At 70.1% G+C, this 22,522-nt stretch carries 20 protein-coding genes; 4 read left to right on the forward strand and 16 right to left on the reverse strand.

Translation table 11 applies throughout. The annotated features are described in order from the left end of the window. Positions 1–8: 8 nt before the first annotated feature. The 12 genes from H9L17_RS02155 to H9L17_RS16260 form a co-directional block, all read right to left on the reverse strand. Positions 9–638, reverse strand: a complete 630-nt coding sequence (locus tag H9L17_RS02155; RefSeq protein ID WP_187570741.1) for a MotA/TolQ/ExbB proton channel family protein — start codon at positions 636–638, stop codon at positions 9–11. A gap of 18 nt (positions 639–656) precedes the next feature. After that, on the reverse strand, positions 657–3,080 hold the full coding sequence (locus tag H9L17_RS02160; RefSeq protein WP_246455142.1) for a DNA internalization-related competence protein ComEC/Rec2: 2,424 nt from the start codon (positions 3,078–3,080) through the stop codon (positions 657–659). 203 nt (positions 3,081–3,283) lie between these two features. Further along, on the reverse strand, positions 3,284–3,472 hold the full coding sequence (locus tag H9L17_RS02165; RefSeq protein ID WP_187570742.1) for a hypothetical protein: 189 nt from the start codon (positions 3,470–3,472) through the stop codon (positions 3,284–3,286). Positions 3,473–3,475: 3 nt separating this feature from the next. After that, complete coding sequence (gene lolD, locus H9L17_RS02170; RefSeq protein ID WP_187570743.1) at positions 3,476–4,168, reverse strand: lipoprotein-releasing ABC transporter ATP-binding protein LolD; 693 nt, start codon at positions 4,166–4,168, stop codon at positions 3,476–3,478. Beyond that, positions 4,161–5,405: a lipoprotein-releasing ABC transporter permease subunit gene (locus tag H9L17_RS02175; RefSeq protein WP_187570744.1), complete on the reverse strand. Its 1,245-nt coding sequence runs from the start codon at positions 5,403–5,405 to the stop codon at positions 4,161–4,163. Before H9L17_RS02175 ends, lolD begins: the two co-directional genes overlap by 8 nt. A gap of 23 nt (positions 5,406–5,428) precedes the next feature. Beyond that, on the reverse strand, positions 5,429–5,881 hold the full coding sequence (locus tag H9L17_RS02180; RefSeq protein ID WP_187570745.1) for a hypothetical protein: 453 nt from the start codon (positions 5,879–5,881) through the stop codon (positions 5,429–5,431). Then, complete coding sequence (locus H9L17_RS02185) at positions 5,832–6,080, reverse strand: FAD assembly factor SdhE (RefSeq protein ID WP_223158099.1); 249 nt, start codon at positions 6,078–6,080, stop codon at positions 5,832–5,834. Before H9L17_RS02185 ends, H9L17_RS02180 begins: the two co-directional genes overlap by 50 nt. 156 nt (positions 6,081–6,236) lie before the next feature. Next, positions 6,237–7,019 carry a succinate dehydrogenase iron-sulfur subunit gene (locus tag H9L17_RS02190; protein ID WP_187570747.1) on the reverse strand — a complete coding sequence of 261 codons (783 nt, stop codon included), beginning with the start codon at positions 7,017–7,019 and terminating at the stop codon, positions 6,237–6,239. Positions 7,020–7,036: 17 nt separating this feature from the next. Next, the gene (gene sdhA, locus H9L17_RS02195) at positions 7,037–8,824 is read right to left on the reverse strand and encodes a succinate dehydrogenase flavoprotein subunit (protein ID WP_187570748.1); all 1,788 of its coding nucleotides are present in this window, start codon (positions 8,822–8,824) and stop codon (positions 7,037–7,039) included. Positions 8,825–8,830: 6 nt separating this feature from the next. Beyond that, positions 8,831–9,214: a succinate dehydrogenase, hydrophobic membrane anchor protein gene (gene sdhD, locus H9L17_RS02200; RefSeq protein ID WP_187570749.1), complete on the reverse strand. Its 384-nt coding sequence runs from the start codon at positions 9,212–9,214 to the stop codon at positions 8,831–8,833. Continuing rightward, positions 9,211–9,621 (reverse strand): succinate dehydrogenase, cytochrome b556 subunit, encoded by a 411-nt coding sequence (sdhC, locus tag H9L17_RS02205; protein ID WP_187570750.1) that lies wholly within the window; start codon positions 9,619–9,621, stop codon positions 9,211–9,213. Before sdhC ends, sdhD begins: the two co-directional genes overlap by 4 nt. 48 nt (positions 9,622–9,669) lie before the next feature. Continuing rightward, positions 9,670–9,780: a DUF1674 domain-containing protein gene (locus H9L17_RS16260; protein WP_246455143.1), complete on the reverse strand. Its 111-nt coding sequence runs from the start codon at positions 9,778–9,780 to the stop codon at positions 9,670–9,672. 108 nt (positions 9,781–9,888) lie between these two features. Here H9L17_RS16260 and ygfZ point away from each other — a divergent pair, with 108 nt between their 5' ends. The 4 genes from ygfZ (at position 9,889) to H9L17_RS02230 (ending at position 17,537) form a co-directional block, all read left to right on the forward strand. Further along, on the forward strand, positions 9,889–10,743 hold the full coding sequence (gene ygfZ, locus H9L17_RS02215) for a CAF17-like 4Fe-4S cluster assembly/insertion protein YgfZ (RefSeq protein ID WP_187570751.1): 855 nt from the start codon (positions 9,889–9,891) through the stop codon (positions 10,741–10,743). A 112-nt stretch (positions 10,744–10,855) separates the two neighbouring features. Next, entirely contained in the window at positions 10,856–14,188 is a 3,333-nt protein-coding gene (locus H9L17_RS02220; RefSeq protein WP_187570752.1) for an EAL domain-containing protein, read from the forward strand. Positions 14,189–14,260: 72 nt separating this feature from the next. Continuing rightward, positions 14,261–15,868 carry an FAD-dependent oxidoreductase gene (locus H9L17_RS02225; protein WP_187570753.1) on the forward strand — a complete coding sequence of 536 codons (1,608 nt, stop codon included), beginning with the start codon at positions 14,261–14,263 and terminating at the stop codon, positions 15,866–15,868. 10 nt (positions 15,869–15,878) lie between these two features. Continuing rightward, a complete protein-coding gene (locus tag H9L17_RS02230; RefSeq protein ID WP_187570754.1) occupies positions 15,879–17,537 on the forward strand; it encodes an acetolactate synthase large subunit in 1,659 nt (552 codons plus the stop codon). A gap of 55 nt (positions 17,538–17,592) precedes the next feature. Here the strand turns inward: H9L17_RS02230 and H9L17_RS02235 are convergent, their stop codons facing one another. From H9L17_RS02235 to H9L17_RS02250, 4 genes are all read right to left on the reverse strand, one after another. Next, the gene (locus H9L17_RS02235; RefSeq protein ID WP_187570755.1) at positions 17,593–19,860 is read right to left on the reverse strand and encodes a thiamine pyrophosphate-dependent enzyme; all 2,268 of its coding nucleotides are present in this window, start codon (positions 19,858–19,860) and stop codon (positions 17,593–17,595) included. Positions 19,861–19,973: 113 nt separating this feature from the next. Then, entirely contained in the window at positions 19,974–20,615 is a 642-nt protein-coding gene (locus tag H9L17_RS02240; protein ID WP_187570756.1) for a glutathione S-transferase family protein, read from the reverse strand. Then, positions 20,612–21,166 (reverse strand): GNAT family N-acetyltransferase, encoded by a 555-nt coding sequence (locus tag H9L17_RS02245; RefSeq protein ID WP_223158074.1) that lies wholly within the window; start codon positions 21,164–21,166, stop codon positions 20,612–20,614. The genes H9L17_RS02240 and H9L17_RS02245 overlap by 4 nt, the downstream gene beginning before the upstream one ends. A gap of 145 nt (positions 21,167–21,311) precedes the next feature. Further along, positions 21,312–22,475 carry an acyl-CoA dehydrogenase family protein gene (locus tag H9L17_RS02250; protein WP_187570758.1) on the reverse strand — a complete coding sequence of 388 codons (1,164 nt, stop codon included), beginning with the start codon at positions 22,473–22,475 and terminating at the stop codon, positions 21,312–21,314. Between the last annotated feature and the right edge of the window lie 47 nt (positions 22,476–22,522).

A 22,522-nucleotide genomic window follows, 5' to 3' on the forward strand; every position in this document is an offset into this window, starting at 1 on the left:
GGCCGCCCTCAGTCCTGCCGGCCGCGGCCGGCGGCGGCTTCGTCCAGCACGTCCTGCAGGCGCATCGCCTCGTGTTCCATGTCCACGATGTAGCTGGCGATGCGGCCGCGGAAGTAGCGGTGGAAGGCCAGCGCCGGGATCGCCACGATCATGCCGGTGGCGGTACAGACCAGCGCCTTGCCGATGCCGCCGGCCAGTTGGCTGGCGTCGCCGATGCCGTGGTCGAGGATGCCGAGGAACATCTGGATCATGCCGACCACGGTGCCGAACAGGCCCAGCAGCGGACCGGCGGCAGCAATGGTGCCCAGCGCGTTGAGGAAGCGCTCCATGCGGTGGACGAGGTGGCGGCCCACGTCCTCGACGCGCTCGCGAATGACTTCGCGGCCGCGGTGGCGCACGTCGAGTTCGGCCGCCAGCAGCGCGCCCAGCGGCGAAGTGGCGCGCAGCGATTCGATGTGCGCGGGTTCCAGCGGCTTGCCGCGCGCCACCCAGGCGCGCACTTCCTCGCCCAGGCCGGGCGGCAGCACGCGCTCGCGGCGCAGGCTCCAGAAGCGTTCGATCACTATTGCGAACGCGGCCACGGTCAGCAGCAGCAGCGGGATCATCGGCCAGCCACCGGCCTTGATCAGTTCCAGCACGGGTCGATCCTCCGGCCCTCATGGCCGCCAAAACTCCGGCGCGTAGCATAGCCCAGCCGTCTGGCCGCGCCTGCGCACGGTATCCCACAGCCGCGCATGGAAGGCGCGTTGCTCGCGCAGGCGCAGGCCGTCGCGCCCGATCCAGACCCGGATCGCGCCGGAGCGCGACGTGTCCAGCACTTCCGCGCCGGCCTCACACCAGCGCCGCACCACCGGCGGACGCGGATGCCGGAAGCGGTTGTCGGCGCCGGACGACACCAGCGCCAGCTTCGCCCCGGTCGCGGCGACGAAGGCCGGATCGGAAGAACCGTCGCTGCCGTGGTGCGGCACGACCACCACGTCGCTGCGCAGATGCGCGGCGTCCTCGCGCAGCAGCTTGCGTTCCACGTAATGGCCGACGTCGCCTGTGAGCAGCGCGCTGCCGCGGGCGGTTTCGATGCGCAGCACGCAGGCAGCTTCGTTGCCCAAGTAGGGGAACCCGTCCGCAGGATGCAGGACGCGGAAATGTACGCCGTCCCATGTCCAGTGCAGCCCGGTCCGGCAGAACGCGTTGCCGGCCGCCGGGCTGCCGCGCGGCGCCAGCACGCGCGGCAGCGGGAACGCCGCCGCCACCGCCTGCCGGCCGCCAGCGTGGTCGTTGTCGCCGTGGCTGATCACCGCCATGTCCAGCCGCGCGACGCCAAGCGCATGCAGCGCCGGCACCACCGCGCGTTCGCCGGCATCGAAGCCGTCCGGCAGCGCCGGCCCCATGTCGTACAGCAGACTGTGATGCGCGGTGCGCACCAGCACCGAGAGGCCCTGCCCCACGTCGATCACGGTCAGTTCCGCTTCGCCCTGCGCCGGCAGTTCGCGCGGCGGATGCAGCAGCGGCAGCCACAACAGCAGCGCCAGCCAGCGCCCCGGCAGGCCGCGCGGCAGCAGCAGCCACAGCGCCGACAGCAGCGCCAGCGGCAGCGCGTACCAGCGCGACTCCGGCAGCCAGGCCATCGCCATCGGACTGTCGGCGATGCGCGCCAGCACCGGCCAGAGCAGGTCGAAGCACCAGGCCGCCGCCTGCCAGAACGGCTGCCCGAAACCAGCGTGCAGGGTCTCGGCCAGCACGCCGAGCAGGCCCAATGGCACCACCACCAGGCTCCACCACGGCACCGCCGCCAGATTGGCGATGGGCCCGACGAACGAGGCCTGCCCGAACAGCAGCACGGTCAGCGGCAGCAGGCCGAGGCTGGCGACGGCCTGCGCGGCGAGGAACCCGCGCAGCACGGCTTTCGCTCCGTTTCCACCGCCTTCCGGCAGGCACCATAGCAGCCAGGCCACGCCGGCGAAGCTCAACCAGAAGCCCGCGCCCAGCACCGCCAGCGGATCGAGCAGGAGCAGCACGATGCAGCCCAGCGCCAGCGTGTCGGCCAGGCGCATCCGTCGCCGCAGCCAGCGCGCCGCCACCAGCGCGGCGATCATCACCGCGGTGCGCAGGGTCGGCACCGCCATGCCGGTCAGCAGCGCGTAGCCGAACGCGCCGAGCACCGCGCCCGCACCGGCGGCGAACGGGCGCGGCAGCCAATGGCACAGCGGCGGCCACAGCCACCACAGCGCCGCCGCGAGCGCGGCGCAGAAGCCGGCCACCAGCCCGACGTGGAAGCCGGAAATCGCGACCAGATGGGTCAGCCCGGCGGCGCGCAACCGCGCCCAATCGGCATCGTCCAGCGCACGGGTGTCGCCCAGCGCCAGCGCGCGCACGTAGCGCGAGGACGGCGCGGGCACGGCTGCGGCGATCCGCGCGCTCGTCGCTTCGCGCCAGGCGTCGATGCCGGCCGGCGCGGCCAGCCGCTTCGCCAGCGCGGGCTCCAGCACGAAGCCGGTGGCGGCGATGCGCGATGCCAACGCGTATTTCTCCGCGTCGCCGCCACCCGGATTGCGCAGCCCGCGCGGCGCACGCAGGCGCACCGGGAACGCCCAGCGGCTGCCGGCCCGCAGGCGCAGGCGCGGCTGCGGATCGTCCTCGTACCAGGCCAGTTGCAAAGTCTTGCCACGCAGCGCCGTTGGCTGCGTCGCGTCGTCATCGACCTCGAAGCGGAAACGGGTGCGGCGCGCCTCGTGCACCGGCAGTTCGACGATCCGGCCCCGCACGGCCAGCGCCTGCCCCTGCGACGCCTGCGGCAGCTGCGCGTCCAACGCATGACCGGCGTGCAGGCCGGCGAAGGCCAGTCCGGCCAGCAGCATCCCCGCGGGACGCAGCGCGGCGATGCCGAGCAGCGGCAGCGATCCCGCAAGCAGCAACGCCAGCAGCCAGCGCGGCGGCAATGCGGGCAGCAGCAGGCAGGCGGTGACGCCGGCCAGCAGCGCCGCGGCGCATGCGGGGCCGAAGAAGGGAATCGGCGGCAGGACGCTGCGGCGGGATGCCACCACTGCCGGGCGCATGCGAGGAAACGGGAGAGAGACCGCCATGTCGGCAGCGTCGAACATCGAGCGCGCGCTGGGCGTCGGCGCAGGCAGCGTTGCGGGGTCAGGGTTTTACCCTGATTGGTCCGGTCGAGGTTGCGATTCACGATGAGCGGGCCGGAAGCGCCAAGAGCAGCCGAGCAAGCTCGGCTCTACAAAAGATGCGAGGGATAGCGCCTGCAGAACGGAGACTGCTCCGCTGACAGCGCTCAGAACACCGTCAGCAGCGCCAGCCCTAGCAGGCCGTAGATCGCGATCACCGCCCAGAAATAGCGCGGCGAATCCTCGCGCGCGATGGTCTTCCCCCACGGCCCGGACTTGGCGAACACCTCGCCGCGCCATGCGCCATACGCGGCATAGGCGATCACCAGCACGCCGAGCAGCTTGAACAGCGGCATCCGTCAGACCTCCGCTGCGGCCAGCGCGTGCAGCCTGCCCTCGCGCAGCTCCAGCACGCGATCCAGCCTGCGCGCCAGTCGGCGGTCGTGGGTCACCAGCACCAGGCTGGTGCCCTGCGCGCGGTTGAGTTCCAGCATCTGCGCGAACACGGTGGCTGCGGTCTTCTCGTCGAGGTTGCCGGTGGGCTCGTCGCCGAGCACGCAGGCGGGATTGTTGACCAGCGCGCGCGCCACCGCCGCGCGCTGGCGCTCGCCGCCCGACAGCTCGCCCGGCTTGTGCTGGAGGCGATGCCCCAGGCCCACCGATTCCAGCAGCGCCTGCGCGCGCTGGCGCGCCTCATCGGTGGAACGGCCGGCCAGCAGCACCGGCATCATCGCGTTCTCCAGCGCGGTGAACTCCGGCAGCAGGTGGTGGAACTGGTAGACGAAGCCCAGCGACGCGTTGCGCAGGCGACCGCGCGCGGCGTCGGACAACGCGCTCATCTTCTGCCCGGCCACGTACACCTCGCCGGCGCTGGGTATGTCCAGCCCGCCCAGCAGGTGCAGCAGGGTGCTCTTGCCGGCGCCGGACGCGCCGAGGATGGCGACCGTCTCGCCCGCATGCGCGGTGAAGTCCAGCCCGTCGAACACCGGCGTGTGCAGCGTGCCTTCGGCATAGGTCTTGCCGAGCTTGTCGGCGCGGATCACCTCACTCATAGCGCAGCGCCTCCGCCGGGGCCGTGCGCGCCGCGCGCCAGGCCGGGTACAGGGTGGCGAGGAACGCCATGACCAGCGCGGCGCAGACGATGGCGACCACGTCGCCGGCCTGCATGTCGGTGGGCAGCCCGGTGATGTAGTACACGTCCTCGGGCAGCAGTTGTATGCCGAACACCTTTTCGATGGCCTGCAGGAGATTGTTGAGGTTGAACGTCAGCGCGACGCCGCCGATCACCCCGGCCACCGTGCCGATGATGCCGATCAGGCCGCCCTGCACCATGAAGGTGCGCATCACCTGCCCGGGCGTCAGGCCCAGCGTGCGCAGGATGGCGATGTCGGCCTGCTTGTCGGTGACCAGCATCACCTGCGAGGACACCAGGTTGAACGCGCCCATCGCCACGATCAGCGACAGCAGGATCGCCATCACCGTCTTCTCCATCTTCAGCGCGCGGAACAGGTTGGCGTTGTCCTGCGTCCAGTCGCTGACCCGGTAGGGGCCTTTCAGCTTCATCGCGAGGTCGCGGGCGACCTCGAAGGCGCGGTCCATGTCGCGCAGCTTCAGGCGCACGCCGGTGACGCCCTCGCCCATCCGCAGCACCCGCTGCAGATCCTCGAGGTTGACCACCGCCAGGCCCTTGTCGAATTCGTTGTAGCCGGCCTCGAAGACGCCGCTGACCTTGAAGCGCTTCATGGTCTGCACGCCGCCGACCGGCGTGCTGCGGAACTCGGCGAGGGTGACGATGACGTCGTCGCCCACGCCCACGCCCAGCCACATCGCCAATTCCCGGCCCAGCACGATGTTGAAGCTGCCGGGCGTCAGCTCGGCCAGCTTGCCCTGCACCATCTTCTCCGGCAGCACCGAGACCTTGCCCTCCTCCGCCGGGATCACCGCGCGCAGCATCGCCGGCTGGTTGTTGGCGCCGGAGATCAGCGCCTCCTTCTCGATGTAGGGCGCGGCGCCGATCACGCGCGCATCGCCCGTCGCCACCTGCACGGCATGCCGCCAGTCCTGCAGCGGCTCGCCGTAGCCGCTGACGGTGGCGTGCGCGGCCATTCCCAGCATGCGGTCGCGGATTTCCTTCTGGAAGCCGCTCATCACCGCCAGCGTGGTGATCAGCGCGGTGACGCCCAGCGCGATGCCGAGGATCGAAGCCAGCGAGATGAAGGAGATGAAGCCGTTGCGGCGTTTCGCGCGCAGGTAGCGCAGGCCGATGGCGACGGGGACGGGTTTGAACATCGAAAGCCCTTTCGAGTGACCGCCTATCCTGCCACCGATGCCGCGCCGGCGGCAGCCTCGCGGCGCTGCATCGCCAGCCGCAGTTCACGTCGCCCCGCCGCGTCCAGCGTGTCCGGCCAGAACACGAGACGGCGGAGGCGGCCATCGGAACCGCACCAGTGCAGGAAGGCCAGCGGGCCGCGCCAGCGGACGCACAGCGCGTCCATGCGCGCGCCGTCGCAGCGCGCTTCGCCCGCGCCGGCCGGAATGCACAAGGTACGTGACGGCTGCGCGGCATAGCGTCGCGCCTCCACGGCGCCGCAGCCGGCGGCCAGCAGCGCACACGGCCACGCCAGCGCGGGCGGCAGGTCGGAAGCGAACAGGGACAGCGGAGCCAGCAGCGCCAGCGCGCACAGCGCGGCGGTCAGCCGGCGCGAGGGCCGCCAGTCAAGCAGGAAGGGCGCGGATGCGTTCGATGAGCGTCGCGATTTCGACATCGTCCGGAGTCTCGTGGCCGAGGAACCAGCGCCAGAGTCTGTCGTCTTCGCTGTCCAGCAGCCGCAGGAAAACGGCGCGCTCGGCGGTCGGACTTTGCCGCCATTGGCGATCGAGCCAGCGCTCCAGCAACTGGTCGAGCTCGCGCATGCCGCGCCGGCAGCGCCAGCGCAATTTCCGCAGTTCGGTTTCGTCGTCGATCTGCATGTGCCGGGGACTCAAGCCCCTCTCCCGACGGGAGAGGGACGGGACGAAGGGATGGGGCAAAACTCCCGTGGAGTCGGGATACGCGCGCCTGCGCCCGTACCCTCATCCGCCCCTGCGGGGCACCTTCTCCCGGGGGAGAAGGAAGGAACCTCACATCTTGCGCGCCAGCATCAGCTTCTTGATCTCGGCGATGGCCTTGGCCGGATTCAGGCCCTTCGGGCAGGTCCGGGCGCAGTTCATGATGGTGTGGCAGCGGTACAGCTTGAACGGATCCTCGAGGTCGTCCAGCCGCGCGCCGGTGTCCTCATCGCGGCTGTCCACGATCCAGCGGTAGGCCTGCAGCAGGATCGCCGGGCCGAGGTAGCGTTCGCCGTTCCACCAGTAGCTGGGGCAGCTGGTCGAGCAGCAGGCACACAGGATGCACTCGTACAGGCCGTCGAGCTTGGCGCGGTCGTCCTTCGACTGCAGGCGCTCGCGATCCGGCGGGGCCGGCGTCTGCGTGCGCAGCCACGGGCGGATGCTGGCGTGCTGGGCGTAGAAGTGGGTCAGATCCGGCACCAGGTCCTTCACCACCGGCATGTGCGGCAGCGGGTAGATGTTGACCTCGCCGCCCTTCACGCTGTCGATCGCGCAGATGCAGGCCAGCGTGTTGGTGCCGTCGATGTTCATCGCGCACGAGCCGCAGATGCCTTCGCGGCAGGAGCGGCGGAAGGTCAGCGTCGGGTCGATCTCGTTCTTGATCTTGATCAGCGCGTCCAGGACCATCGGCCCGCACGCGGCCATGTCCACCTCGTAGGTGTCGGTGCGCGGGTTCAGACCGTCGTCCGGGCTCCAGCGGTAGACCTTGAAGGTGCGCGCCTGCTTGGCGCCGTGCGCCGGGAAGTGCTTGCCCTTCTGGATCTTGGAGTTCTTCGGGAGGGTGAATTCGGCCATTGCTCAGGTCTCCCGGCTCAGTAGACGCGCTTCTTCGGCGGCACGACCTCGACGTCGTCGTCGAGGGTGTACATGTGCACCGGACGGTAGTCGATGCGGGTGTTGCCCGCCTCGTCGGCCCAGCAGATGGTGTGCTTCTGCCAGTGCTCGTCGTCGCGCTCCGGGAAGTCCTCGCGGGCGTGCGCGCCGCGCGATTCCTTGCGGTTCTCGGCGGAAACGATGGTGACCAGCGCCTGGCCCAGCAGGTTCTGCAGCTCCAGCGTCTCGACCAGGTCCGAGTTCCAGACCAGCGAGCGGTCGGAGACCTTCACGTCGGCGAAGCTGGCGTGGATCTCGCCGATCGCCTTGACGCCCTCGGCCAGCGACTCGCCGGTGCGGAACACCGCCGCGTCCTTCTGCATCGCGCGCTGCATGTTGTTGCGGATCACCGCGGTCGGGGTGCCGCCGTGGGCGTTGCGCAGCTTGTCGAGGTTGGCCAGCGCCTTGTCGCAGGCGTCGCCCGCGAGCGGCTTGTGCGGCGCGCCCGGCGTGATCGTCTCGGCGCAGCGGTTGGCGACCGCGCGGCCGAACACCACCAGGTCGAGCAGCGAGTTGGAGCCCAGGCGGTTCGCGCCGTGCACCGACACGCAGGCGGCCTCGCCGATGGCGTACAGGCCCGGCACCACCGCGTCGGGATTGCCGCCCGCCAGTTGCACCACTTCGCCGTGGTAGTTGGTGGGGATGCCGCCCATGTTGTAGTGCACGGTCGGGATCACCGGGATCGGCTGCTTCTCCACGTCGACGCCGGCGAAGATGCGCGCGCTCTCGGAGATGCCCGGCAGCTTCTCGTGGATGTCCTTCGGATCGAGGTGGGTGAGGTCGAGGAAGATGTGGTCCTTGTGCTCGCCCACGCCGCGGCCTTCGCGGATCTCGATGGTCATCGAGCGCGACACCACGTCGCGCGAGGCCAGGTCCTTCGCGTTCGGCGCGTAGCGCTCCATGAAGCGCTCGCCGTTGCTATTGCGCAGGATGCCGCCTTCGCCGCGCACGCCCTCGGTGATCAGGCAGCCGGCGCCGTAGATGCCGGTCGGGTGGAACTGCACGAACTCCATGTCCTGCAGGCCCAACCCGGCGCGCAGCGCCATGCCGCCGCCGTCGCCGGTGCAGGTGTGGGCGGAAGTCGCGCTGAAATACGCGCGGCCGTAGCCGCCGGTGGCCAGCACCACGCCCTGGGCGCGGAACAGGTGCAGCGTGCCCTCGGACATGTCCAGCGCCAGCACGCCGCGGCACACGCCCTCCTCGTCCATGATCAGGTCGAGGGCGAAGTATTCGATGAAGAAGCGCGCGTCGTGCGCCAGCGCCTGCTGGTACAGGGTGTGCAGGATCGCGTGGCCGGTGCGGTCGGCGGCGGCGCAGGTGCGCTGCGCGGTGCCCTTGCCGTAGTCGGTGGTCATGCCGCCGAACGGGCGCTGGTAGATCTTGCCCTCCTCGGTGCGGCTGAACGGCACGCCCTGGTGCTCCAGCTCGATGATCGCCGGAATGGCCTCGCGGCACATGTACTCGATGGCGTCCTGGTCGCCCAGCCAGTCCGAGCCCTTGATGGTGTCGTAGAAGTGGAAGCGCCAGTCGTCCGGCCCCATGTTGCCCAGCGCGGCGGAGATGCCGCCCTGCGCCGCCACGGTGTGGCTGCGGGTCGGGAAGACCTTGGTGATGCAGGCGGTCTGCAGGCCCTTCTGGGCCAGGCCGAAGGTGGCGCGCAGGCCGGCGCCGCCGGCCCCGACCACGATCATGTCGAACTTGTGTTCCTGGATCTTGTAGGCGGACATCGCGAATCAGCTCCCGAGCGCGATGCGCAGCACCGCGAGCACGCTGGCGATGGCCGCCAGGGCGCAGACGAAAATGATGGCCAGTTGGGCCACGGTGGCCGCCAGCGGGGTGTGCACGTAATCCTCGACGATCACCTGCAGGCCGAGCTTGGCGTGCCAGAACATGCCGAGCAGGAAGGCGACCAGCACGCAGGCGTTGACCGGATCGGCGACCAGCGCGTGCACGTAGGCGTAGTCGGCGCTGCGCATGGTCAGCACCATGCCGAGCAGCCACAGCGCGGACAGCCCGGTGGAGATGGCAGTGATCCGCTGCCAGGCGAAGTGATGGGTGCCGTCCTTCGCCGAACCGAGGCCCAGCGAGCGCTTGAGCGGAGTGCGGTAGTCGTTCATGCCTGCCCCCAGTGCGACAGCACGATGCCCCAGCCCAGCGCGGTCAGCACCACGCTGCCGATGATGGAAATCCAGCTGTTGCGCACGAAATCCGGGATCGAGAACCCCAGCCCGCCGTCCTGCAGCAGGTGGCGGACGCCGTTGATCAGGTGGTAGGCCAGCGCCCAGCTGAAGCCCAGCATCGCCAGCTTGCCCAGCGGCGAGCCGAGGCAGGCGGCGAAGGCGGCCCAGCGTTCGGCGCCGCCGGCCAGGGCCATCAGGCCGCAGACCAGCGCCAGCGCGCCGACGGAAAGGATCATGCCGGTGGCGCGGTGCAGGATCGAGGTGGCCATCTGCACCTGCCAGCGATAGACCTGCAGGTGCGGCGACAGCGGACGTTCGCGTCCGCGCGGATCGGAAGCAGCCATGAGCGGTGCGTTCTCCGGGCTGGGCGGCTCGCGCCGCGTGGCTATGGATCAGAAGTCGATGCAGCGGCCGTTCTTTTCCCAGTCCCCGTAGCGGGTGGGGTCCAGACCGCCACGACCGCCGTGTTCTTCGGCTGCGGTCGGCGCGGCTGGAACCGGCAACGACGCGGGCTCCCCGGGTTCGGCCGGCGACGGCGCGGACTCGGGGCGGGACGGGTTTGACCTATCATCGACGCATTCACAACCCGATCAGTTTACGTCCGCACCCCGATGCACGACAAGCCACAAGCCGCACCAGCCCGCGAGTTCCGCCTGCCAAGCCATGAGGTGCTGGCCATCATCGGGCGCGATGCGGCGGCATTTGCGCAGGCGCAATTCATGAACGACGTGGCCGCGCTGGGCGACGGCCAGTGGCAGTGGAACGGCTGGCTGACGCCGAAGGGGCGCGTGCTCGCGCTGTTCGCGCTGCTGCGGATCGACGCGGAAACGCTGTGGCTGCTGCTGCCGGACGCGGACGCCGCGGAACTGGCCGACGCGCTGCGCCGCTACGTGTTCCGCAGCAAGCTGAAGATCGAGGTGCGCGGTGATCTGCACGCCAATGGCGGCTTCGACGCCCCCGCGCAGGCGCGGGGCCCGGCATGGGCGCGGATCGGCGATGCCGTCGAACTGGACATGTCCGGCGACGGCGGCCCGCGCCGGCTGCGAATCGATGCGGCGCCGGCGGACGACGACGCCACCGCCCTCGCCCGCTGGGACGCCGCCGATCTCGCCCACGGCCTGCCGCGCCTGCCCGCCTCGCAGGCCGGCCAGTGGACGCCGCAGCAGCTCTCGCTGGAACGCCTGCGCGCCTTCAGCGTGAAAAAAGGTTGCTATCCGGGGCAGGAAATCGTCGCCCGCACCCACTTCCTCGGGCAGGCCAAGCGCGGACTGGCGCTGTTCGAGACCGACGCTGCGCCCGCGGCCGGCGCCGAGGTGTTCGAGGACACGCGCGCCGTCGGCAGCATCGTCGCCAGCGCCGCGCCGCTGGCGCTGGCCGTGCTGCCGGTAGAACGGGGCGCGCCGGTGCGGCTCGCGGACGGCGCCGCCCTGCACGAGCGGCCGCTGGCGAACGGCCTGGCGCGCTGACCGCGCGGGGCTCGGCCGCAGCCGTCGCCGGCATGCGGTATAAACAACGCCGCGGGCTGGCCGTTATCGCCTGAAGAGTCGCGTTTTCTTGGACATGCGCAGGGAGGGACGCATGAGGGATGGTGCGCGTGTTCGCTCGTGCGGCACCTGGCGGCGCATGCTGCTGGTGTTGGCGCTTCTGTTCGCACTGCCTCCGACCGTCCTGTCCGCGCCCGCCCCCGCCACCGACGCGCCCGCGCGCATCCGGGTGGTCAGCAACTACAACTATCCCCCGTTCTTCTTCCTCGACGGCGACGGCAAGCCGCAGGGCTACGAGGCCGACATCTGGCGGCTGTTCGAGCAGCGCACCGGCATCCAGGTCGACCTGGTCCTGACCGACTGGGGCGCCGCCATGCAGAACATGCGCGGCGGCCGCGCGGACGTGATCGACATGCTCTACCGCACGCCGTCGCGCGCGGCGCAGTTCGAGTTCTCCAAGCCCTACGTGGACCTGCCGGTCGGCATCTACGTGAGCCGCCGCCTCAACGGCATCGTCGACGTCGGCACCCTGCGCGGGTTCCCGGTCGGCGTGCAGCGCGGCGACGCCTGCGCCGAGCGGTTGAACGAGGAAGGCATCGCCAACCTGCAGATCTTCGACAACTACGACGGGATCATGCGGGCCGCGCTGCGCGGCGACCTGCTGATCTTCTGCATGGACCAGTACCCGGCGGACTACAACCTGTACCGCAACTCCGCGCTGGACCGCTTCCACCAGGCATTCGTGCTGTTCACCGAGCAGTCGCACTGGGCGGTGCGCAAGGGCGACGACGCCACGTTCAAGGCGATCGAGCGCGGCATGGCATTGATCAAACCGGAGGAGCGCGCCGCGCTGCGCAAGCGCTGGCTGGAGCACCCGTCCATCCTGTCCGACTGGATGCGCCTCACCGGCATCGGCGTGGCGGTGGCGCTGGGCGTGGTCGCGCTGATGGCGCTGTGGATCTGGACGCTGGGCCGCAACGTGCGCTCGCGCACGCGCGAGATCCAGGCCCAGCAGGACAAGCTGCGCGCGCTGTTCGACGCCAGCCCGGACGCCATGTGGGTGAAGGACCGCGCCGGCGTCTACCGCGAATGCAACGAGCGCGTGTTCGGCATCCTGCACCTGCAGCACCGCGACATCATCGGCCGCACCGACGAGGAACTGTTCGCGCCGGACCAGGTCGCCCTGATCCGCCGCATGGACGGACAGGCGGTGCAGCGGGGCGAGCAGCAGACCTACCTGCTGCCCGTCGCGATCGAGGGCGGGACGCACCAGCTGGAAGTCATCAACGTCCCGCTGCGCCATCCCGACGGCGAGGTCTACGGCCTGCTGGGCACCGCCCGCGACATCACCGACCGCCTGCAGACCGAGGCGCAGCTGCGGCTGTGGGCGCATGCCTTCCAGCACGCGGCGTTCGGCGTGGCGATCTTCGACGTGCCCACCCAGACCATCGTGATGGCCAATCCCACGTTCGCGCGCGAACGCGGCTACACACCGGAGGAACTGGCCGGGCAACCCGCCAACATCCTCTACCCGCCGGACATCGCCGACGAGCGCACCCGCTCGCGCCGCGACACCAGCCACCTCGCCCACTACATGATCGAGACCGAGCAGGTGACCCGCGACGGCCGCCGCTTCCCGGTGCTGCTGGACTGCTCGGGCACCCACGACGCCGAGGGCAACGCGCAGTACGTCATCGCCTACGCGCAGGACATCAGCGAACGCAAGCAGTCGGAAAGCGAGCTGCGGCTCGCGGCGGCAGCCTTCCAGACCCAGGACGCGCTGGTGGTGCTGGACAACGAAGGGGTGATCCAGCGCGTCAACGCCGCGTTCACCACGCTGACCGGCTACGGCGCCGCCGAGGTGATCGGGGAACGGCCGTCGATGCTGGAATCGCAGCGCCACGAGCGCAGCTTCTACCAGCGCATGTGGACCCAGATCCGCAACGAAGGCTTCTGGCTGGGCGAACAGTGGATCACCACCAAGCAGGGCCAGCTGCGGGTGGTGCGGCTGGAGGTCTCGGCGGTGCAGGACGAGGGCGGCAGCATCCGCCACTACGTCTGCGCGATGGCCGACCTGACCGGCGAGCGCGAGGCCCACGCCCGCGCCGAGCACATGGCGCTGTTCGACCCGCTGACCGACCTGCCCAACCGCAACTTCCTCAACGACCGCCTGCAGCACCTGCTGGGCGACGACGCGCTGACCTCGGGCGCGCTGCTGCTGATCGACCTCGACCACTTCAAGCGCATCAACGAGCTGCGCAGCCACGCCACCGGCGACCGCCTGCTGGCCTTCCTCGCCCAGCGGCTGCGCTCGCTGCTGGGCGAGCACGACATCCTCAGCCGCTTCAGCGGCGGCACCTTCGCCCTGCTGCTGACCTGCCAGAACGAGGAGCCGGTGCCCTGCGCGGAATACGCGCCGCATTTCGCCGAGCGCGTGCGGCAAGCGCTGCACGAGCCGTTCTGGCTGGGCAACGCCGCGCCGATCAACGTCACCGTCAGCATCGGCTGGACCGAGCTGCATCCGGGCCAGGGCGCCTCCGAATCCGTGCTCAAGGAAGCCGAGCTGGCGATGTACGCGGCCAAGGCCGCCGGCCGCGACCAGGTCCGCCGCTTCGAGCCCGCCATGCTGGCCGCGCTGGAACAGCAGGAGGCGCTGACCGGCGACCTGCTCAACGCCATCACCGGCGACACCGGCGAACTGGACCTGCACCTGCAGTTGCAGATCGACCGCCAGGACCGCGCGGTGGGCGCCGAGGCGCTGCTGCGCTGGACCCGCCCCAACGGCGAGCGGGTGCCGCCGGACGCGTTCATCGCCTTCGCCGAGGAAAACGGCCTGATCCTGCCGCTGGGCGACTGGGTGCTGCAGCGCGCCTGCCACCGGCTGGCGCGCTGGGCGGAGCAGCCGCTGACCCGCGAGCTGGCGCTGGCGATCAACGTCAGCGCCAAGCAGTTCGCGCAGCCCGGCTTCATCGGCGACGTGCGCCGCGCGCTGGAGCGCAGCGGCGCCGACCCGGCCCGGCTCAAGCTGGAAATCACCGAAACCGCGATCCTCGGCGACATCGGCGAGATCACCGCCAAGCTGGACGAACTGCGCAGCCTCGGCATCCGCATCTCGCTGGACGATTTCGGCACCGGCTATTCCTCGCTGTCCTACCTGTCGCGGCTGCCGCTGGACCAGCTCAAGATCGACCGCTCCTTCGTCAGCCGCCTGCCCGAGGACGGCAACGACGCCACCGTCGCCCAGACCATCATCGGCATGGGCCGCGGCCTGAACCTGGAAGTCATCGCCGAGGGCGTGGAAACCGCCGAACAGCAAGACTTCCTCCGCAAGCACGGCTGCGACGCGTTCCAGGGCTACCTGATCGCGCGCCCGCTGCCGCTGGCGGAGTTCGAGGCGATGCTGCAGGCCCGCGCCGCCTCCGCCTGATCCGAATTGGCCGCGCCGGCCCCTGTCCCGCTTCCGACCGCTGCGCCATGATGGCCGCACGGGAGGACGGGCATGGCGGCATTGCGGACGGACGTACTGGTCATCGGCGGCGGCCTCGCCGGGATCGTGGCGGCGCTGGAAGCCCTGCGCGCCGGCAAGCGCGTGGCGCTGGTGGACCGCGACACGCCGGAACGCTTCGGCGGGCTGGCGCTGTGGGCGTTCGGCGGCATGGCGCTGGTCGGCACGCCGTTGCAGGCGCGCAGAAAGATCACCGATTCGCCCGAGCGCGCGTTCGCCGACTGGATGCGCTTCGGCGAACTCGACCCGCAGGACGCGCATGCCGTGGCGTGGGCGCGCCACTACGTCGAGCGCTCGCGCGCCGACGTGCACGACTGGCTGCTGGCCCACGGGATCACCTTCATGCCGGCGGTGAACTGGGTCGAGCGCGGGCGCGACGGCGACGGCAATTCGATGCCGCGCTACCACATCGTCTGGGGCACGTCGCGCGAGCTGGCGCGGCGGATGATCGCCGCGCTGCATGAGGCCGGTGCGAACGGAAAGCTCGTCCTGCTGCATCGCCACCGCGCGACCGCGCTGGAAACGCGCGACGGCCGCATGGCCGGCGCGCTGGCGGTGGACGAAGCCACCGGCGAGGAACTGCACATCGACGCGCCCGCAGTGGTGCTGGCGACCGGCGGCATCAACGGCGGCCACGCCGAGACGCGCCGCAACTGGCCGCCGGATCGCCCGTTGCCCGCCACGATGCTCAACGGCGCGCATCCCTACGCCGACGGCCGCATGCACCACGCCGCCGAAGGGTTGGGCGCGCAGCTCGTCCGCGCCGGCGAGATGTGGAACTACGCCGCCGGCTTTCCGCATCCGTTCCCGCATTTCGAAGGCCACGGGCTGTCGGCGATCCCGTGCAAGTCGGCGCTGTGGCTGGACCATGCGGGCCGGCGCATCGGTCCCGAGCCGCTGGTGACCGGCTTCGATACGCACTGGCTGTGCCGGCGCGTGGCCGAGCAGGAGAAGCCGTGGACCTGGCATCTGCTCAACTGGCGCATCGCCGCCAAGGAGTTCGCGATCTCCGGCGCGGAGCACAACCCGCGCATCCGCAATAAACAGTTCCTGCGCTTCCTCAAGGAAACGCTGCTGGGCAACCACCGGCTGGTACGGCAGATGCAGCGCGAGAGCCCGCACTTCCTGGTCGACGACACCCTGGCCGGGCTGGCGGAAAAAATGAACGCCCTGACCTGCTCGCACGACATCGACCCGGCAACGCTGCAGGCCACCGCCGACGCCTTCGACGCGAACTTCGCCCCCGGCGCGAACCCCGACGCCGACATGCAGGTGCGCCGCATCCTGCACGCACGGCAGTGGGGCCCGGATCGCCTGCGCACCTGCAAGCCGGCGCCGTTGCAAAAGCCCGGCGCGGGCCCGTTCATCGCCGTCCACATGCAGCTGATCACCCGCAAGAGCCTGGGCGGCCTGCGCACCGACCTGCACAGCCGCGTGCTGGACGCGGCCGATGCGCCGATCCCCGGCCTGTACTGCGTGGGCGAGGCGGCCGGCTTCGGCGGCGGCGGTGCCAACGGCAAGCGCTCGCTGGAGGGCACCTTCCTGCCCGGCTGCATCCTCACCGCGCGCGCGGCGGCCCGCGCGATCGCTTCCGGACACTGAAGGACACCGCATGAACGGCGCGCAAGCCCTGATGAAGACCCTGGCCGACGCCGGCATCGAGGTCTGCTTCTCCAACCCCGGCACCAGCGAGATGCACTTCGTCGCCGCGCTCGATTCCGAGCCGCGCATGCGCGCCGTGCTGGCGCTGTTCGAGGGCGTGGCCACCGGCGCCGCCGACGGCTACGCGCGGATGGCCGGCAAGCCCGCCGCCGCCCTGCTCCACCTCGGCTGCGGCCTCGGCAACGGGCTGGCCAACCTGCACAACGCGCGCAAGGGCAAGGTGCCGGTGGTCAACATCGTCGGCGACCACGCGACCCACCACGTGCCGTTCGACGCGCAATTGCAATCCGACATCGAGACTGTAGCGCGCAACGTCTCGCCCGGCTTCGTGCGCACATCGAAAAGCACCGCCGCGCTGTGCGGCGACGCGGTGGACGCGATCCAAGCCGCGCGCGGCCTGCCGGGACAGGTGGCGACGCTGATCCTGCCCGCCGACGTGTCCTGGGGCGAAGGCGGCACGCCCTGCCCGCCTCCGCCGCCGCCCGCGCCGCTGCCGGCCGACGACGCCACCATCGCCGCGATTGCCGGCACGATCCGCGGCGGCGGCAAGACCGCGCTGCTGCTCGGCGGGCAGGCGCTGCGCGAACCGGCGCTGCTGACCGCCGCGCGCATCGCCGCGCAACATGGCGTGAAGCTGCACTGCGAGGTGTTCCCCACGCGCCTGGAACGCGGCGCCGGCTTGCCTGCGGTGGAACGCATCGCCTATCTGGCCGAGCTGGCGACATTGCAACTGACCGGCATCGAACATCTGATTCTGGTCGATGCCAAGCCGCCGGTGTCGTTCTTCGCCTATCCCGGCAAGGCCAGCGACCTGGTGCCGGATGGCTGCGCCGTGCATACGCTGGCGACGCCGGCACAGGATGCCGCCGCCAGCCTCGAAAAGCTCGCCGCCGCGCTGGGCGCGACGCAGGCAACGCCCGCGCTGCAACCGGCCGCGCGCCCGCCGCGCCCGCGCGGACGGCTGACCGCCGCCAAGGTCTGCAAGGCGGTCGGCCACCTGCTGCCGGAACGCGCCATCGTCGTCGACGAGGCGATCACCTCGGGCCTGCTGCTGGGCACCATGACCGCCGGCTGCCCGCGCCACGACCTGCTCACCCTGACCGGAGGCGCGATCGGTCAGGGGCTGCCAAACGCGGTAGGCGCGGCCATCGCCTGCCCGGATCGCCCGGTGCTGGCGCTGGTCGGCGACGGCAGCGCGATGTACACGATCCAGGCGCTGTGGACGATGGCGCGCGAACACCTCGACGTTACCGTCATCGTCTTCAACAACGCCTCCTACTCGGTGCTCAACGTGGAACTGGAACGCGTCGGCGCGGATGCCGCGGTGGGCAGCAAGGCCAAGTCGCAGCTCGACCTGCACGGCCCGGTGCTGGACTTCGCGCGACTGGCGCAGGGCATGGGCGTGCACGCCGCGCGCGCCGACACCGCCGAGGACTTCTGCAAGGCGCTGGAATACGCGCTGACACAGCCGGGCCCACACCTGATCGAAGCGGTGGTGCCGGAATCGCTGGGCGGCGCCAAGCGCCGTGTGCTGCCGTGGCTGCTGCGCTCGCTGCCCAATCTTCCGCTGCCGGTGGCGCGGGCGTTGAAACGCAAGATCGCGCCATAGCGACAGTCACCGTCATTCCCTCGAAAGCGGGAATGACGTAGCGAACCAGTAGCGCTTACAAAAGCGCCGCCGCTGCCACGATGTCCTCGTCCTTCGGAATCACCAGGAACGCCGCGCCGGCCAGCGGCGTGTAGGTATCCGCGCCGACCACGCGGCGGATCGGCTTGCCGCCGAAACCCGCCTCGGTGATTGCGGTGATCACGCCTTCGCCGATGCCGGCGCTGAAGCGGCCTTCGTCGACCACGAGGATGCGGTCGCACTCACCCGCATGCTTCGCGATGGCCGCGTGGTTCAGCGGCACCAGCCAGCGCAGGTCGACCACGCGCACCTTCCAGCCGTGCTTCGCCTCGATGGCGCGCGCCGCGCGCAGGCTCATCGGCATGCCGTTGCCGTAGCTGAAGATCACGCAGTCGGTGGCGTCCGGGCTGTAGACGCGCTCCTCGCCCAGCGTCATGGCCCGGTCTGGAGCGGGATATTCGGTCAGCCAGCCGCCGTCGCCGGCATCAAACAGGTCCTTGGTCATGTACAGCGCGATGGGTTCGAGGAACACCGTCACCCGCCCGTCCACCTTCGCCAGCGCTGCCAGCGTGCGCAGCATCATCGCCGCGTCGTCGCCGCGCGAGGGGCAACCGACCACGATGCCCGGGATGTCGCGCAGCGCGGTCACCGAGTTGTCGTTGTGGAAGTGGCCGCCGAAGCCGCGCTGGTAGCCGAGACCGGCGATGCGCACCACCATCGGGTTGGCGTACTGGCCATTGCTGAAGAACTGCAGCGACGCCGCCTCGCCGCGGATCTGGTCGATGGCGTTGTGCAGGTAGGCCAGGTACTGGATCTCCGGGATCGGCAGCATGCCGACGTTGGCGAAGCCCTGCGCCATGCCCAGGATCATGGTTTCGTCCAGCAGCGTGTTGAACACGCGGCGGTTGCCGAACGCCTTGTGCAGGCCCTTGGTCACCGTGTAGACGCCGCCCTTCTGCGCCACGTCCTCGCCGAACAACAGCGTCTCCGGATACTTGGCGAACAGGTCGTGCAGCGCGTTGTTGATCTGGATGGCGAGGTGGCGCGGCGGCAGCGATTCCGGCAGCTTGTCCTCGCTGCCGAACGCCTTGACGCGGGCCTCCAGCGACGGCGCGCGCGCGGCTTCGGCCGCGACCTTGTCCGGCGTGTACGGCGCCAGCGGCGCCATCACGTGCTCCAGCGTCTCGATGCGCGGGCGACGGTCGGCATCCTCGGCGGCGGCGAAGCACTTCTTCCGCGTGTCTTCGTACAGGGCGAGGATCTCGTCCTTCGACATCAGCCCGGATTCCAGCGCGATCGCGGCGCTGCGCAGCAGAGGATCGCCCGCTTCCACCGCGCACAGCTCATCGATGCTGCGCCACTCGATCTCGAAGTCGGTGCCGGCGTGGCCCATGATGCGCTGGGTGCGCAGATGCAGGAAGGTCGGCCGGCGGGTGCGGCGGCAGTGCTCCACCGCGCGCAGCACGTCGCCGTAGCCGGCGGCGAGGTCGAGGCCGTCGGCGAAGAAGTAGTCGAGGTCGGGCCGGCTGCGGAAGCTCTCGGCGATCCAGCCGCCCGGCGTCTTCACCGAGATGCCGATGCCGTTGTCCTCGCACACGTACAGCACCGGCGCCGGCAGCTTCTGGTAGGCCGTCCAGCTGGCCGCGTTGAACGCGGTCTGCGCGGTGGCGTGGTTGGCGCTGGCGTCGCCGAACGAGCAGATCGCGATGGAATCGTCCGGGATCGGCAACTGATGCCCGATCCGGCGCGCGGCCTCGATGGCGACCGCCGTGCCCAGCGCCTTCGGCAGGTGCGAAGCGATGGTCGAGGTCTGCGGCAGCACCCACAGCGGCTTGCTGCCCCAAACCTTGTGGCGACCGCCGGAGGCCGGGTCTTCCGCGCTGGCCGCGAACGACAGCGCCGAATCCATGATCGGATCCATGCCGGGCAGCTTGCGGAAGCGTTCGGCCATGAAGCCGCCGCTGCGGTAGTGCAGGAAGGCCGGATCGGTATGCCGCGCGGCGCGCGCGACCATCGCATTGCCTTCGTGGCCGCTGCTGCCGATGGTGTAGAAGACCTTGTTCTGCACGCGCAGCACGCGTGCCATCAGGTCGAGGTGGCGGCTGATGAGCTGCGATTCGAACAGCTCGCGGAAACCGCGCGCGTCCAGCGCGCTGCCATCGAGGATGGCTTCATCCGGGGCGGGCCTCGGCTGCGCCTGGCCGTTCCAGCCGCGCACGAACTCCTGGAAATTGACGTCGCAGATCTCGGCGCGGTTCAGGCCCTTCATGCGGGCCGGGATGGGATTGGGAACGGTGGCGAACATGGTGTCTGCTCTGTGATGGGGCCAGTGTCGTCCCGAGGCGAAGCCGAAGGGCCTGCTTTCCATGGAGAGTGAGAAGCAGGTCCTTCGCTGCGCTCAGGACGACAGAGGCGTGGTCATGTGGATTGGTCGATCAGCGCCTGCGCCGCGGCATCGGGCGCGGGCAGCGGCACGAAACCGGGCGTGGCCTCGACGCGGGCCAACCAGCCGCGAACGGCCGGATACGCGTCCAGCGCGATGCCGCCGTGCGGCGCGACGCAGGTGTAGGCGTACAGCGCGATGTCGGCGACGCCGTATTCATCGCCGGTGAACCAGGGCTGCGACGCGAGGTGCCGTTCCATCACCGCCAGCGCGGCGTGGCCACGCTCGCGCAGCTTCGGCAATTCGGCGCGACGCGGCGAATCCGCCAGCGTCCAGCCGCAGACGAAGCGCGCCACCGCGATGTACGGCTCGTGGCTGTACTGCTCGAAGAACATCCAGCTCAGCGCCTGCGCCTTCCGCCACGGATCGGCCGGCAGGAAGGGGGTGCCCTCCGCCAGCCAGCACAGGATCGCGTTCGACTCGACAAGGACGCCGCCGTCGTCGCGCTCGATCATCGGCACCTTGCCGTTTGGATTCTTCGCCAAATACCCCGGCGTCCGCGTCGCGCCGTGCGCGCTGTCGGTTTCGATCCAGGCATAGGAGCGGCCAAGCTGTTCCAGCAGCAGCCGCACCTTGTGGCAGTTGCCCGAGGGCGAGAAGCCGTAAACCGTGATCATGCGGCGCTCCCTTCTCGGCGTGCGAGCCACTGCGAGCGGGTCTGGCCCCAGACCTCGATCGGCACGTCCTGGAACGGCGGCGGCAGCTTGCCCGGACCTTTCAGCGTCGAGCCGAGCCGCTTCGCCACGTTCTGCGAGGCGACGTTGCCCGGGTCGATGCAGTGGATGATGTCGTCCCAGCCGAGATGGGCGAAGGCCCAGTCGACGGCGGCGGTGCCGGCTTCGGTCGCGTAGCCCTTGCCCCAGGCGCGCGGATGGAAGGCGTAGCCGATCTCGTTGCCCGGCCAGCCTTCCGGCTTCCACGGCCCAATCTGTCCCAGCCACTCGCCGCTGGCCTTCTCGACCACGGCGAACATGCCGAAGCCCTGCACCAGCCACGCGCCCGGCTGCCACAGGAACCGCCGCCACGCTTCCGCGCGGCCGACATGCCCGCCGATGAAGCGCGCAGCATCCGCGTCGCCCTGCATTTCCGCGAAGCCGTCGAAATCCTCGAGGCGCGGCGGGCGCAGGATCAGGCGGTCGGTTTCGATGCGGATGTCGTCGATCTTCAAAGCCTTGCTCCTGAAACCACTCTCCCAGCGGGAGAGTGGTCGAGGTGAGGAATTCCGCGAAGCGCGGGCTTCGAGCATCCCGAGCCGCCGTACCCTCATCCGCCCTTCGGGCACCTTCTCCCAGCGGGAGAAGGGAAGCGCGGAATCAGAACGCGTTGATGCCGGTCAACTCGCGCCCGATCACCAACTGGTGCACGGTTTCCGTGCCTTCGTAGGTGATGACCGATTCCAGGTTCAGCGCGTGGCGGATCGCGGCGTGCTCGGTGGTGATGCCGGCGCCGCCGAGCAGGTCGCGGCATTCGCGCGCGATGTCGATCGCCATGCGGCAGTTGTTCCACTTCGCCAGCGAGACCTGCTGCGGCTGCATGGTGCCGGCATCCTTCAGGCGGCCGAGCTGCAGCACCAGCAGTTGCGCCAGGGTGATGCGGCGGGCCATCTCGGCCAGCTTGATCTGCGCGCTCTGGGTCGCCGCCACCGGGCGGTCGAACAGGATGCGTTCCTTGGAATAGTTCAGCGCCTCGTCGAGGCAGGCGATGGCGGCGCCGATCGGGCCCCAGGTGATGCCGTAGCGCGCCTGCGTCAGGCAGCCCAGCGGGCCCTTCAGGCCCTTCACGTTCGGCAGGCGGCTGGAATCCGGCACGCGCACGTTGTCGAAGAACAGCGCGCTGGTGACGGAGGCGCGCAGCGACATCTTGTGCTTGATCTCCTGCGCGGTGAAGCCGGGCATGCCCTTCTCCAGCACGAAGCCCTGGATGCCCTCGTCGGTCTGCGCCCAGACGATGGCGATGTCGGCCAGGTTGCCGTTGGTGATCCACATCTTGGAGCCGTTGATCACCCAGTCGCCGCCGTCGCGCACCGCGCGGGTCTTCATGTTGGCCGGGTCGGAACCGCCGTGCGGCTCGGTCAGGCCGAAGCAGCCGATCACCTTGCCCGCGGCCATGTCCGGCAGCCAGCGCATGCGCTGCTCCTCGCTGCCGTAGGCGTAGATCGGGTACATGCACAGCGAGCTCTGCACCGACACGAAGCTGCGGATGCCGGAATCGCCGCGCTCCAGCTCCTGGCAGATCAGGCCGTAGCTGACGCCGTTGAGGCCGGCGCAGCCGTACTTCTCCGGCAGCGACGAACCGAGCAGGCCCAGTTCCGCGATCTCCGGCACCAGTTCCTTCGGGAAGCGGCCCGCGTCGAAGGCATCGCCGATGATCGGGATGACGCGCTCGTCGGTGAAGCGCGCCACGGTGTCCTGCACCGCGCGTTCTTCCTCGCTCAGCAGGGAGCGGACGTCGTAGAGATCGTACGGGTGCAGGGCCATGTTTTCACGGTCGAAATGGACGAACCGCCATTGTAATCGTGCATGCC

This window comes from Thermomonas brevis, from assembly GCF_014395425.1.
Lineage (GTDB): Bacteria > Pseudomonadota > Gammaproteobacteria > Xanthomonadales > Xanthomonadaceae > Thermomonas > Thermomonas brevis.